The organism is Shewanella electrica (assembly GCF_022321485.1).
GTDB lineage: Bacteria > Pseudomonadota > Gammaproteobacteria > Enterobacterales > Shewanellaceae > Shewanella > Shewanella electrica.
In genome coordinates, this window is sequence record NZ_JAKOGG010000001.1 from 465233 (window position 1) to 478817 (window position 13585).

A 13585-nucleotide genomic window follows, 5' to 3' on the forward strand; every position below is an offset into this window, starting at 1 on the left:
CTTTCTGCGGCGCTTTGGTTAGTTTGCTCAACGTGGAGCGCGAGCGATTAACCAAAGTGAATGAAAAGACTGATACCCATTAAGGCAGGAGACTTTTTAATTCATGGCAGCCTATTTTTCGACGTTCCTCGTCATTGTAACGCTGATTTCTGGTGTCATTTGGGCACTTGATGCGTGGTTGTGGGCACCGAAGCGTAAAGCGCGTCTAGCGGCGGCGAAAGCTAAGACTCAGGAGTTAACCGAAGAAGCGCAAGCAACTATTCTGCGTGAATCCGGCGTTGTAGAAACTGCTAAGTCGATCTTTCCGGTGATCGCCTTTGTAACGATTCTGCGCTCATTCTTGTGGGAACCGTTCCAAATTCCTTCAGGCTCAATGATGCCGACTCTGCTGGTGGGTGACTTCATTTTGGTAGAGAAATTTGCTTACGGGATTAAAGACCCTGTATGGCGGACTAAATTGGTTGATACTGGTGAACCTCAGCGTGGCGATATTTTTGTCTTTAAATACCCTGAAGATGAAACTGTTGATTACATTAAACGCGTGGTCGGTTTACCGGGTGATCGCATCATCTATCGCAACAAACAGTTGTATATTCAACAAGCCTGTCACGAGCAGACACCGTGTCCGCAGCCTGAGCTGATCAGCCATACTGAAGTAAGCCGCGGTGATTTCCTGCAAGACGGTGTACCGTTGTTGCGTTACCATGAACAACTTGGCGAAGTGAAACACGATATTTTGATCAACCCACTGCGCCCAGAGCCAACTGCATATTATTACCAACAACCCGGTACCACAGAAGGTGAATACCTCGTGCCTGAAGGCATGTATTTCGCCATGGGGGATAACCGTGATAACAGCACTGACAGCCGTTTTTGGGGCTTTGTGCCAGAGGCTAACTTAGTTGGCCGCGCGGTATGCATTTGGATTAGTTTTGAATTTGATCGTAAACCGGATGATTTTCTGCCGCACTGGGTACCAAGCGGCGTGAGATTTGACCGTATAGGTGGTTTGGAGTAATGGAACCGATTAAAAACATCGGTCGTTTGTGCCGTACATTAGGCTATAGCTTTAACGATGAGTCATTGCTGCTGCAAGCATTGACTCACCGCAGTGCAGCCAACAATCACAATGAGCGTCTAGAATTCCTAGGTGACTCAATTTTATCTATCATCATTTCTGACGCGTTATACCGTCAGTTTCCTAAGGCGACTGAAGGCGATTTGAGCCGTATGCGCGCCTCGTTAGTTCGTGGTGATACCTTGGCGAAAGTCGCCAAGGAGTTTCAGTTGGGTGACTATTTAACGCTTGGCCCCGGTGAGTTGAAAAGCGGTGGTTTCCGCCGTGAATCGATTCTCGCCGATGCCGTAGAAGCGATTATTGGCGCGATTTATCTTGATAGCGAACTGGAAACGGTGCGTGGTTTATTGCTCGGTTGGTATGAGCAACGCCTGCAAGAGATTAAGCCAGGATTGAGCCAGAAAGATGCAAAAACCCAATTGCAGGAGTATCTGCAAGGGGATAAGAAACCACTGCCAGAGTATGAAGTGGTTTCAGTTGAAGGTGAGGCGCACAACCAACGCTTCACCGTAGAATGCCGTATTGAAGGGCAGGCTAATGCTGTTACTGGCGTTGGCAGCTCTCGTCGTAAAGCGGAACAACAAGCTGCCGCGCAAGCGCTGGAGTTACTGAAAAAATGAGTCGCACCCCAGACGTGCCAGAAAACGAACCATCACTAGATGATCTGTTAGCGCAGTTAAATTCATCTGATGAAGCCCCCAAATATGACGTGACCTACTGCGGTATGGTGGCCATTGTTGGTCGTCCTAACGTGGGTAAATCGACTTTGTTGAACCGTTTGCTCGGTCAAAAAGTAAGTATTACTTCGCGTAAGCCGCAAACCACGCGTCACCGTATTATGGGCATTCACACTGATGGTGATGCACAAATCGTCTTTATCGACACGCCCGGTTTGCACATGGAAGAAAAACGCGCCATCAACCGCTTGATGAACCGTGCCGCCGCCAGCTCTATTGCTGATGTCTGCATGGTGATTTTTGTGGTCGATGGTCTCGCGTGGACCGCTGATGATGAGATGGTGCTTAATAAACTGCGCCGCGGTGCGGAAGAGCGTAAAACCGTGTTAGCAGTGAACAAAGTCGACTTTATTAAAGATAAAGAGGCATTGTTCCCCCACCTCGAAACCCTACAGCAGAAATTTGCCTTTGATGACATCGTGCCGATCTCTGCCAAAACCGGTACCAACGTCAACAAACTGTTGGACATGGCGAGAGAGTGTCTGCCAGAAAGCGTGCACTTCTTCCCTGAAGATTACATCACTGACCGCTCTCAGCGCTTTATGGCGTCGGAAATTGTGCGTGAAAAGCTGATGCGCTTTTTGGGTGATGAACTGCCATACGATGCCACCGTTGAAATCGAACAGTTCAAAATGATGGAAAACGGCGTGTATCAGATCAATGCCTTGATTCTGGTTGAGCGTGATGGCCAAAAACGTATGGTCATCGGCAAAAAAGGCGAACGTATCCGTACTATCGCCACTGAAGCACGTATGGACATGGAACGTTTGTTCGACAACAAGGTGTTCCTCGAAGTCTGGGTCAAAGTGAAATCCGGTTGGGCTGATGATGAGCGTGCACTGCGCAGCTTAGGATACGGCGAAGACTAATCCGATATGCAGCGCGGCTATCTGCTCCACACCAGTGCCTATCGCGAAAGCAGTTTGCTGGTGCGCTTGTTGGTCGACAAGGTTGGCCGCGTCGATGCCGTAGCGCGAGTCGGTTCCGGCAAGCGCTCGCTTAAAAGTATTCTTCAGCCGTTTCAGCCGCTGCTATTTGAATTATCAGGTCGCAGCGAGCTTCGTAGCATGTACCAAATTGAAAGCGCGTCCCCAGCAGTGCCACTGTCTGGGGACGCTTTATATGCGGGCATGTATCTCAACGAACTATTGATGCGGACATTGAGTTCACACCAAACGGGTGAGAGTCTGTTTTTACCTTATCACCGTACGTTATTGCAGCTCGCGCGCAGCTTTGATGAAGCGAGTTTACGTTATTTTGAGGTGCACTTGATGCACGAGCTTGGCTGTATGCCATCACTCAGCCATGATGCCGCAGGGGAAACCTTGTCCGCCGAAATGACGTACCGTTATCTGACGGAAGCCGGTTTTATAGCGGGGGAAGGACGTTATCAAGGCGCGATGTTACAGCGTTTAGCGGCTGAAACATTGCAACAAGACGATTTCGCCTCGGCCAAACATTTAACGCGTAGCTTGCTGGCACCGTTGCTCGGCGACAAACCGTTACTCAGCAGACAACTTTTTGCCGGTAGAAAGCGGTAAACTAATAGAATTAACGATAGGGCCTTAGCCGTATCGACGTGATTATAAGAAGAGGAATCGAACAATGAGCAGGATTTTGCTTGGGGTCAATATCGATCATATCGCCACTTTACGCCAAGCGCGTGGCACGAATTATCCTGATCCCGTGCATGCAGCAGCCGTTGCTGAACACGCTGGCGCAGAAGGGATCACGCTTCACTTAAGAGAAGACCGTCGTCACATCACCGACCGCGATGTCTACGTGCTGGCAAAAACGATTAAGACTCGCATGAACCTTGAAATGGCGGTAACGGAAGAGATGCTTAACATCGCCTGCGAAGTTAAACCAACCTATTGCTGTTTAGTGCCAGAAAAGCGTGCTGAGTTGACCACTGAAGGTGGCCTTGATGTGGCTGGCCAGCTGGACAAGATGACCGATGCGGTTAAGCGTTTGGCTGCAGAGGGCATTAAAGTGTCACTGTTTATTGATGCCGATAAAACCCAAATTGATGCGGCAGTAAAAGTTGGCGCCCCTGTGATTGAGATCCACACTGGCCATTATGCGGATGCCACTAATGACGAAGATGCTGCCAAAGAGCTGCAACGCATCGCGGCAATGGCAAGCTACGCCCATCAACAAGGGCTGGTGGTCAACGCAGGTCATGGCTTGCATTATCACAACGTTAAACCTATTGCTGCCATTCCTGAGCTGCATGAATTGAATATCGGCCACGCTATCATCGGCCGCGCCGCTATTGATGGCCTAGCCAAAGCGGTTGCTGACATGAAGCAACTGATGTTGGAAGGCCGCCGAGGCGAGTAATCATGGCGATTATTGGGTTAGGTACCGATATTGTTGAATTGGCGCGTTTCGAGCAGATGGCGGCTAATGCGTTGCAACGTTTGGCTAAACGGGTGTTAACGGCCAACGAGCTGCATACCTTTGCCGAGCATCGCTTTCCTGCACGTTATTTAGCGAAACGCTTTGCAGTTAAAGAAGCGGCCTCTAAAGCGTTGGGAACCGGTATTGGTCGCGGTGTGTCATTCCAGCATTTTGAAGTGAGCAATAACGAATTTGGCGCGCCGCAGCTTGAGCTGTTTGAGCCCGCGTTAGCGCGTATTCCTGCGCAAAGTAAGCTGTGGGTATCGCTCAGCGATGAAAAGCACTACGCGGTAGCCACGGTGATTATCGAGGCCTAGCCAATCATTGTCGGTGTCTAATGCTAGATAAAAAGAAGGCTTGCAGTTGGAAGCCTTCTTTTTTTAATCAAAAACATTGGGATTAACGGATGCTGGCATCATAAAACTCAGGCATGATCCGCACGTTTTTCACCATGTTGTCTGATACTTCAATAATCTCTATTGGATACCCGGCTAAACGTAAGCAGGTGTTGGCCGATGGAATATCTTCTAAATACTCCAAGATCAAACCATTGAGGGTTTTCGGTCCGTCGGTTGGGAAATCCCAGCCCATCTCTTTGTTCAGGTCACGAATGTTAATGGTGGCGTCAATCACTAAAGTGCCGTCTGTTTGCGGCGTAATGTCGTCACTTGGCGCATCAATCATGGTGGTAGTAAAGTCACCCACAATCTCTTCTAGAATGTCTTCTAAGGTTACCAAGCCTTGGATATCGCCGTATTCGTCTACCACTAAGCCAATGTGTTCTTTGTTCTTTTGGAAGTTGGCTAATTGCACGTTCAGCGGCGTGCCTTCAGGAATGAAGTACAGCTCTTTTACCGCGCGTAACAGTGACGATTTAGTGAATTGCTCTTTGGATTGTAGACGCAGTGCATCGCGCATATGCACGAAGCCAACAGCATCATCGATAGTATCGCGATACAGCAACACTCGAGTATACGGGCTATTGATCAATTGGCGGTTAATGCTCTTAAAGTCATCGTTGACGTTAATCGCGAATAGTTCGTTACGCGGTACCATGATGTCTTCTACCGACACAGTACCTAGGTCCAAAATCGACAGCAGCATCTCTTGGTGGCGGCGGGGGATCAGTGCGCCCGCTTCATGTACCACGGTACGCAACTCTTCTTGGCTCAATGCATCACTGGTTTTCACTGAACGAATACCAATTAAACGTAGAATGCCAGAAGTAATGAAATTCATGATCTTCACCACTGGCGAGAGGATGATCAACAACCATTTCAACAGCAGGCTAGAGGGAAACGCAATTGGCTCTGGATGTAATGCTGCTAGGGTTTTTGGGGTCACTTCGGCGAATACTAGGACGAGCAATGTCAGTACGCCGGTAGCAATGGCGATACCAAGGTCACCGTACAAACGCAGACCAATAATCGTGGCAATTTGCGCAGCGAGAATATTGACTAAGTTGTTACCGATAAGAATGACGCCAATCAGCTTGTCTGGACGGTCTAATAGCTTTTGTGCGCGCTCTGCCGCTTTATTGCCATTGCCGGCGAGATGGCGTAAGCGGTAGCGGTTCAGCGTCATCATGGCGGTTTCTGAACCGGAAAAGTAAGCGGAAATAACAATAAGCAGCAGCAAGAACAGAATTAATGCGCCGGTCGATATGTCGTCCAAGAAATGGCTCCGTAGGAAATAGTAGGCTTAGTAATTACCGAGATTGATAAACAGTGTCAAGGCAGATAACACCTGCCTCAACACTTTTAAAGAATCAATTGAGGATTAATTCTTTAACGATACGCGCTCCAAAGTAGGAGAGTGACAGAAGAAATGCGCCACTGATGGTGTAGATAACGGCGGTTTTGATACGCACGCCTTTAGTGTATTGCTGCCACAACATGGCGATATAAACAAACCAAGCAATGCTAGAAAGTACCGCTTTGTGGCCTTGTGGACCAGTAAACAAGCCGTCCATAAAGATAAAGCCAGTCGCCAACGATAAACTCAGCAGGATCACACCAATAATCACCAAGTGATATAACTGACGCTCAACCGTCATCAATGGTGGTAACACAGGAGACACTTTGAGCTGCTTAGCTTTGAGGCGATTTTGAATAAACAGCAATTGCACCGCATACAGCGCAGCAATCACCAAGGTGCTGTACGCCATTAATGCCAACACCACGTGCACAAGCACTTCTGGGTTATGTTCAAAGTGGCGGATATACTGCGGTGGCACTAGCCACAACAGCGCGACCGAAATAATCGAGCAGGCATATACCACGGGAACCAGCACAATCACTTTGATGTGTTGCATCACTATGGTGAAGGTGAGAGCAATAATCCAACACACCAGTGAAATCACATTGGTCAGACTAAAGTTTTGTCCATTACCGGTGAAGATGGCGTGATATAACGCCACCGCATGAAATACCACGCCAACCGCGGCGAATAATGCTACAGCCTTACGATTAGGCCCTTCTGGGTGAAAAAGACGGCTTGTCACCAAAATCAGCGCTATGCCGTAGAAGACCATAGCAACGGCAGAAAATATGACCATCAGACGTTAACCTATCCTTATTGTAAGTGGTGCTGGTGCGGACATAAACATGTTGCGTTATTTAGAATAACATGAGCTTACCGCTATTGGGCAGTGATACAGGCAACAAAAACGGGCGTCGCCTGCATAATTAGTAGTAAAAAGATGTAAATAGTTCCACCACGGCCAAACTCGTGGCCTCGATAGTGGCATATTACTCGCGCCTCTATATAATAGCGACCAGAACTGTATCTGAATCAATATGAAGAACGCCGTATGTTTGAAAATCTCTCCGACCGCTTATCGCGGACACTGAAAAACATCAGTGGTCGAGGCCGACTGACCGAAGACAACGTCAAAGACACGCTCAGAGAAGTGCGTATGGCACTGCTGGAAGCCGACGTCGCATTGCCAGTGGTGAGAGAGTTCGTTAACAGCGTTAAAGAACGCGCTGTCGGACAGGAAGTCACCAAAAGCCTGACGCCAGGTCAGGTGTTTATCAAAATCGTCCAAAACGAACTTGAAAAGGCGATGGGCGAAGCCAATGAAGTGCTGAACCTCGCCGCACAACCGCCAGCAGTATTGATGATGGCAGGTTTGCAAGGTGCTGGTAAAACCACCAGCGTTGCCAAACTGGGTAAATTCCTGCGCACGCGCGAGAAAAAATCGGTATTGGTGGTCAGTGCTGACGTCTATCGCCCAGCGGCGATTAAACAGTTGGAAACCTTGGCGCAAGAAGTGGAAGTTGAATTCTTCCCGTCAGATGTTAGCCAAAAGCCAGTAGATATTGCCAACGCCGCTATTGATTACGCCAAGCGCAAATTCATTGACGTGGTGATTGTCGATACCGCCGGTCGTCTGCACGTCGACGAAGCGATGATGGACGAAATCAAAGCGCTGCATGCTGCGGTGAAACCGATCGAAACCTTGTTTGTGGTTGATGCCATGACGGGTCAAGACGCGGCCAATACTGCCAAAGCGTTTAATGATGCCTTACCGCTAACTGGGGTGATCCTCACCAAAGTTGACGGTGATGCTCGTGGTGGTGCGGCACTATCGATTCGCCACATTACGGGTAAGCCGATTAAATTCTTGGGTGTGGGTGAAAAGACCGATGCGCTAGAACCGTTCCATCCTGATCGTATCGCATCACGCATCTTGGGCATGGGCGACGTATTGTCTCTGATTGAGCAAGTAGAGCAGGGTGTTGATAAGGAAAAAGCGCTTAAGCTCGCATCCAAAGTGAAATCTGGCGGCAGCTTTGATCTGGAAGATTTCCGTGATCAGTTGCAGCAGATGAAAAACATGGGCGGCATGATGAGCATGCTGGAGAAAATGCCCGGCCTTGGCAAGCTGCCACCCGATGCGATGGCGCAGTTGCAAGGCGGTAAGATGACGGGGCAGCTTGAAGCCATTATCAATTCTATGACGCCGAAAGAGCGCCGCAACCCAGACTTGATTAAAGGCTCGCGTAAACGCCGTATTGCCGCGGGTTCCGGTACCCAAATCCAAGATGTAAACCGCTTATTGAAGCAGTTTACTCAGATGCAAAAGATGATGAAAAAGATGTCATCGAAAGGCGGTATGTCGAAGATGATGCGCGGTTTAGGTGGCATGATGCCACCGGGAATGAAATTCCCCGGCCGCTAAAAACTGAAAAACAGCCCGCATTGCGGGCTGTTGCTTATAATTAAATACTCGGAATTTCCTAGGCTATCGGGTTGCATTCAGCCAAAACTTAGGTAAAATTCCCCGGCTTTCTACCTGGGACTCTTCGCGAACACGGAGTTCCAGTTTTTATTTTGCTGCTAAGCAAATCAATAGAGGAACTAGAACGCATGGTTACCATTCGTTTATCTCGCGGTGGCTCTAAAAAGCGCCCATTTTACAACATCGTTGTTGCAGACAGCCGTAACGCTCGTAACGGTCGTTTCATTGAACGTGTAGGTTTCTTCAACCCACAAGCTCGTGGTCAAGAAGAAACTCTGCGTGTTGATCTGGAACGCGTTCAACACTGGATCGCTACTGGTGCGACTACCAGTGACCGCGTTGCGTCACTGATCAAAGAAGCTAACAAAGCTGCTTAATTGGTCAATAGGTATAGCTGATGAGTAGTAACCCAGAACCCGTAGTATTGGGCAAAATTGGGGCACCTTATGGTGTCAAAGGTTGGGTGAAAATCACCTCGTATACCGAATCTGTCGAAGGTATTTTTGACTATTCGCCTTGGCTGCTTAGCCGTCAAGGAGAATGGAAAGAAGTTAAATTGCAAAAGTGGCGCTGGCACGGGCAGGCTGTAGTGGCCTTACTCGACGGTGTTGAAACGCGCGAACAAGCTCAGATGCTGACCCATTGTGAAATTGGTATTGCAGCTGATCAGATGAAGGATTTGCCAGCAGATGAATTCTACTGGCGTGACCTCATCGGTTGCGAAGTAATTAACTTAAAAGGCTATCACATGGGCGTAGTAGATCAGGTGCTTGAAACCGGTTCTAACGACGTATTGCAAGTGAAAGCCAACGCCAGAGATAGCTTTGGCAAAGTGGAACGTTTGATTCCCTTTGTCACCGAACAATTCATCAAATCGGTGGATATTTCGGCGAAACAGATCCAAGTGGATTGGGACCCAGACTTCTAAGTCGAGGAACAACTATGTGGTTAGGGGTGATAACCCTGTTTCCTGAGATGTTTCGAGCAGTTACAGACTTTGGGGTAACGGGTCGAGCCGTTAAAAATGGCTTGCTGGACGTGAATTTGTGGAGTCCGCGTGACTTCGCTCATGATCGGCATCAAACCGTTGATGATCGCCCTTATGGCGGTGGTCCCGGAATGCTGATGATGGTTCAGCCACTTCGCGATGCGATACATGCAGCGAAAGCTGCCGCAGGTGAAGGGGCAAAAGTGATTTATTTGTCGCCTCAGGGACGCAAGCTGACACAGCAAGGCGCCGCTGAACTGGCAACAAACTCGAAGCTGATTTTGGTGTGTGGTCGTTACGAAGGTATCGATGAACGCATCATTCAGACTGAGATTGACGAAGAATGGTCCATTGGTGATTACGTGCTTTCGGGCGGCGAATTACCGGCGATGACGCTGATTGATGCGGTATCGCGATTGGTACCAGGCGTGCTTGGCAAACAAGCATCGGCAGAGCAGGATTCCTTCTCTGACGGTTTGCTCGATTGCCCACACTATACTCGTCCTGAATCACTTGATGGAATTGACGTACCGGCAGTGTTATTAAGCGGCAACCACAAAGAAATTGAACGCTGGCGTTTGCAACAAAGTTTGTTAAGAACTCTGCAGCGACGACCAGAATTATTTGAAAATCTAGCTCTGACTGACGAACAAAAGACGTTATTAGCGCAGTTTGCTGCAAAGCCGAACGATGCGTAGTCAAGCTCAGTTATTTCTAGTTGGAGAAATTCATGAATAACATCATCAAAATGCTCAACGACGAGCAAATGAAACAAGATGTACCTGCATTCGGCGCCGGTGATACCGTTGTCGTGCAAGTACGTGTTAAAGAAGGCGATAAAGAACGTCTGCAGGCGTTCGAAGGTATCGTTATCGCTAAGCGTAACCGTGGTCTGCACTCTGCATTCACCGTTCGTAAAATTTCTAACGGCGAAGGTGTAGAGCGTGTATTCCAGACTCACAGCCCTCTGGTTTCTAGCATCGAAGTGAAACGTCGTGGTCGCGTTCGTCGTGCTAAGCTGTACTACCTGCGCGAACGTTCAGGTAAAGCTGCACGTATCCGTGAAAAGCTGGCTACTAAGTAAGCCACTACCCAACAGACGCAGTGTTCGCACAAAGCCCGCCTATATGGCGGGTTTTTGTTTTTCTAAAACTGTCCAAAAATTGGCTTGACCTCAATGCTGTTCGCAGGCAAACTGCTCATCAATGTAATGGTGTAGCATTACAACAATACAATCGCTGAGTCGTATTGTTCGTCAGTTAATATTGGAAATGGTCATGCCCAAAAGTCATCTCGAAGATATTCGCATTCATGCGGAAAAAGTGTTAGTCACCCCTGAAGCACTCAAGCAGCAGTTGCCGCTGTCTGAACGCGGTCATCAATTTATTTTACAAGCGCGCCAAACCATCTCCGATATCGTCCATAAACGCGATAACCGTTTGCTGGTGATTACCGGCCCGTGCTCCATTCACGATATTGCTTCAGCCAAAGAATACGCACTGAAGCTGAAAAAATTGCACGATGAGCTGCAAGATCAGTTCTACATCGTTATGCGGGTCTACTTTGAAAAACCACGTACCACTGTCGGTTGGAAAGGGCTGATCAACGATCCCGATATGGATGAGTCCTTTGATTTAGAGAAAGGCCTGCGTATGGCGCGAGAACTGATGTTGTTTCTCGCCGAAATTGAGTTACCAGTGGCGACTGAAGCGCTTGACCCAATCAGCCCGCAATACATTGCCGAACTCATCAGTTGGTCAGCGATTGGCGCACGTACGACGGAATCACAAACCCACCGCGAATTGGCCTCTGGTTTATCTATGCCGGTAGGCTTTAAGAACGGTACTGACGGCAGCATCAGTGTGGCTATTAATGCGCTCAAATCGGCGGCAAGCCAGCACCGTTTTATGGGGATTAACCAAGCAGGGCAGGTTGCCTTGCTGCAAACGCTTGGTAATCCGGATGGGCACGTTATTCTACGTGGTGGTGCTGCACCTAACTATGATGCGGATAACGTAGCGCAGAGTGCTGAGCAGTTGCATAAGGCAGGTTTAACGGCGCGCTTGGTCATTGATTGCAGCCACGGCAACTCCAGTAAGGACCATAATCGTCAACCGATAGTTTGCCAAAACGTGTTTGATCAGATTAATTCAGGCAATACTTCAATAATTGGCATAATGTTGGAAAGCCATCTGTTTGAAGGCAATCAAAGTGTGAGCCTCCCCTTGAGCGAACTGCGCTATGGGGTATCGGTAACCGATGCGTGTATTGATTGGGCCGCCACGGAGAATTTGCTGCGTAGTGGTGCCGCTCAGTTAGCGGAAGTTATTTCTCAACGCTTTGATAATAAAAATAAAACAGCATGAAGAAGGAATCGCTAATGGCAGAAAAGACCACAGAAGAGCTGGAACAGCTACGTGATCTGATTGATGGTGTTGACCAACAATTATTGCACTTGTTGCGTAAACGACTCGATTTAGTGGCGCAAGTCGGCGCGGTCAAACATGGTGCAGGTCTGCCCATTTATGCACCAGAACGAGAAGCGGCGATGCTGGCGAAGCGTCGTGCGGAAGCTGAAGCTATCGGTATTCAGCCTCAGCTGATTGAAGATGTGCTGCGTCGTTTGATGCGTGAGTCTTATCTCAATGAAAAGGATGTGGGTTTTAAGCAAGTGCGCGAAGATCTCGGCAAAGTGGTCATTGTCGGTGGCGAAGGGCAACTGGGTAAGCTGTTCGGACAGATGCTCAACTTGTCTGGTTATCAAGTGGTGTCATTAGATAAAGACGATTGGCAGCAAGCTGATGCTCTGCTTGATGGTGCGGGTATGGTCATTGTATCGGTGCCGATTGCGGTCACCTGCGAGGTGATTCGAGAGAAGTTGTCATCTTTGCCTGAACATTGCATTTTGGCCGACTTAACCTCGATTAAATCAGCGCCGTTAACCGCCATGATGGAAGCCCATAAAGGGCCAGTGGTTGGTTTGCATCCAATGTTTGGCCCTGACGTGGGCAGTTTGGCAAAACAAGTGGTGGTGGTGTGTCACGGCCGCGGCCAACAGCATTACCAATGGTTGCTGGAACAGATCACCATCTGGGGCGCTCGTGTAGTCGAAGCTGAGGCGCCACAACACGACAAAGCAATGCAGTTTGTGCAAGCGATGCGTCACTTTTGTACCTTTGTTTACGGCTTCAACCTGTGTAATGAAGGTGTCGACATGGAAAGCTTGCTGCAGTTTAGCTCGCCCATCTATCGCTTAGAATTGGCTATGGTGGGGCGGTTGTTTGCACAGAATCCTGAGTTATATGCCGACATTATCTTCGCTCAGAAAGACAGCTTTGGCGTCATTTCTCACTACTTAGAAAACTTCACCAAGGCGCTAACGCTGATTGAACAGCAAGATCGTGCCGGGTTTATTGCTGAATTTGAGCGAGTATCGCAATGGTTTGGTGAGTTAGCACCGCAATTTCGCAATGAAAGCCGCGCGATGTTGCAATCGGTGAATGATCTGAAATCTCACTGAGTGGACTATTAGTGACGGAGAGTCAATAGGTTCTTCGTCATTTTCAGCTTGATACAGCAAGCCATTACTGTATCGCCTGAGCGAACGAGGAACTTATAGGGCAAAAAATAGTCGAAATACCTTGCTGCTAGGGATAGTTGCCGTTGATGCGGTTGCTCATAGCTGAAGATTATTTCAATTGTATGATTGCACATCGCTCATTCTCAACGTATGTTTATGGAAGCAGTAACTAGCTTACGTCCTGCAGTAGATTGGAGAGATGATAATGACCGGAACCACTTCACATGCTATTCATGCCGAAGACCGCTCCATTGGACATTTCCTTTATGCGTTAATGTGTGCCTTTCCACTTTTTCTTTTACCTGTATTGCTCAGTTTGGCAATAAATCTTAATCAAAAGCAATTTGAGGCTGACTCGGTGATGGGACGACACCTGCGTTGGCAACGACACAGCATTTTAGGATTGCTGGCGTTATTTGCGATCGGTTATGGCACTAGCATCGTATGGCTCAGCATGGCGTTGTTTGCTTTGGGTGTTATCTGGTTTAGCTACCGTGTGTTTAAAGGTTGGATCAGCTTAGCAGATGGTATCGCCGTATAAGCTTCTTGTATG

At 48.4% G+C, this 13585-nt stretch carries 16 protein-coding genes; 14 read left to right on the top strand and 2 right to left on the bottom strand.

Annotation, left to right across the window (positions count from 1 at the left end; translation table 11 throughout):
• Positions 1 to 103: 103 nt before the first annotated feature.
• The 6 genes from lepB to acpS all read left to right on the top strand — a co-directional run bounded on the left by lepB (position 104) and on the right by acpS (position 4535).
• Complete coding sequence (lepB, locus tag L9G74_RS02200; protein WP_238894639.1) at positions 104 to 1018, top strand: signal peptidase I; 915 nt, start codon at positions 104 to 106, stop codon at positions 1016 to 1018.
• Positions 1018 to 1698, top strand: a complete 681-nt coding sequence (rnc, locus tag L9G74_RS02205; protein WP_238894640.1) for a ribonuclease III — start codon at positions 1018 to 1020, stop codon at positions 1696 to 1698. Before lepB ends, rnc begins: the two co-directional genes overlap by 1 nt.
• Positions 1695 to 2684, top strand: a complete 990-nt coding sequence (era, locus tag L9G74_RS02210) for a GTPase Era (RefSeq protein WP_238894641.1) — start codon at positions 1695 to 1697, stop codon at positions 2682 to 2684. Before rnc ends, era begins: the two co-directional genes overlap by 4 nt.
• Positions 2685 to 2690: 6 nt before the next feature.
• Complete coding sequence (gene recO / locus L9G74_RS02215; RefSeq protein ID WP_238894642.1) at positions 2691 to 3356, top strand: DNA repair protein RecO; 666 nt, start codon at positions 2691 to 2693, stop codon at positions 3354 to 3356.
• Between the two features lie 64 nt (positions 3357 to 3420).
• Positions 3421 to 4158: a pyridoxine 5'-phosphate synthase gene (pdxJ, locus tag L9G74_RS02220; RefSeq protein ID WP_238894643.1), complete on the top strand. Its 738-nt coding sequence runs from the start codon at positions 3421 to 3423 to the stop codon at positions 4156 to 4158.
• A gap of 2 nt (positions 4159 to 4160) precedes the next feature.
• The gene (acpS, locus tag L9G74_RS02225) at positions 4161 to 4535 is read left to right on the top strand and encodes a holo-ACP synthase (RefSeq protein ID WP_238894644.1); all 375 of its coding nucleotides are present in this window, start codon (positions 4161 to 4163) and stop codon (positions 4533 to 4535) included.
• Between the two features lie 82 nt (positions 4536 to 4617).
• Here acpS and L9G74_RS02230 read toward each other — a convergent pair whose 3' ends face one another.
• Positions 4618 to 5892: an HlyC/CorC family transporter gene (locus L9G74_RS02230; protein WP_238894645.1), complete on the bottom strand. Its 1275-nt coding sequence runs from the start codon at positions 5890 to 5892 to the stop codon at positions 4618 to 4620.
• A gap of 94 nt (positions 5893 to 5986) precedes the next feature.
• On the bottom strand, positions 5987 to 6775 hold the full coding sequence (locus L9G74_RS02235; protein WP_238894646.1) for a cytochrome C assembly family protein: 789 nt from the start codon (positions 6773 to 6775) through the stop codon (positions 5987 to 5989).
• A 255-nt stretch (positions 6776 to 7030) separates the two neighbouring features.
• Here L9G74_RS02235 and ffh point away from each other — a divergent pair, with 255 nt between their 5' ends.
• The 8 genes from ffh (at position 7031) to L9G74_RS02275 (ending at position 13573) form a co-directional block, all read left to right on the top strand.
• On the top strand, positions 7031 to 8404 hold the full coding sequence (gene ffh / locus L9G74_RS02240) for a signal recognition particle protein (RefSeq protein ID WP_238894647.1): 1374 nt from the start codon (positions 7031 to 7033) through the stop codon (positions 8402 to 8404).
• A 188-nt stretch (positions 8405 to 8592) separates the two neighbouring features.
• Positions 8593 to 8841: a 30S ribosomal protein S16 gene (gene rpsP, locus L9G74_RS02245; protein WP_238894648.1), complete on the top strand. Its 249-nt coding sequence runs from the start codon at positions 8593 to 8595 to the stop codon at positions 8839 to 8841.
• Positions 8842 to 8861: 20 nt separating this feature from the next.
• Complete coding sequence (gene rimM, locus L9G74_RS02250) at positions 8862 to 9392, top strand: ribosome maturation factor RimM (RefSeq protein WP_238894649.1); 531 nt, start codon at positions 8862 to 8864, stop codon at positions 9390 to 9392.
• A 14-nt stretch (positions 9393 to 9406) separates the two neighbouring features.
• Positions 9407 to 10150 (top strand): tRNA (guanosine(37)-N1)-methyltransferase TrmD, encoded by a 744-nt coding sequence (gene trmD / locus L9G74_RS02255; RefSeq protein WP_238894650.1) that lies wholly within the window; start codon positions 9407 to 9409, stop codon positions 10148 to 10150.
• A 32-nt stretch (positions 10151 to 10182) separates the two neighbouring features.
• Positions 10183 to 10536, top strand: coding sequence for a 50S ribosomal protein L19 (gene rplS, locus L9G74_RS02260; RefSeq protein WP_238894651.1), 354 nt, complete (start codon positions 10183 to 10185; stop codon positions 10534 to 10536).
• A 193-nt stretch (positions 10537 to 10729) separates the two neighbouring features.
• Entirely contained in the window at positions 10730 to 11818 is a 1089-nt protein-coding gene (locus tag L9G74_RS02265) for a 3-deoxy-7-phosphoheptulonate synthase (protein WP_238894652.1), read from the top strand.
• Between the two features lie 14 nt (positions 11819 to 11832).
• Positions 11833 to 12972, top strand: a complete 1140-nt coding sequence (tyrA, locus tag L9G74_RS02270; RefSeq protein WP_238894653.1) for a bifunctional chorismate mutase/prephenate dehydrogenase — start codon at positions 11833 to 11835, stop codon at positions 12970 to 12972.
• 265 nt (positions 12973 to 13237) lie between these two features.
• Positions 13238 to 13573 carry a hypothetical protein gene (locus tag L9G74_RS02275; protein WP_238894654.1) on the top strand — a complete coding sequence of 112 codons (336 nt, stop codon included), beginning with the start codon at positions 13238 to 13240 and terminating at the stop codon, positions 13571 to 13573.
• The last annotated feature ends 12 nt before the right edge of the window (positions 13574 to 13585 follow it).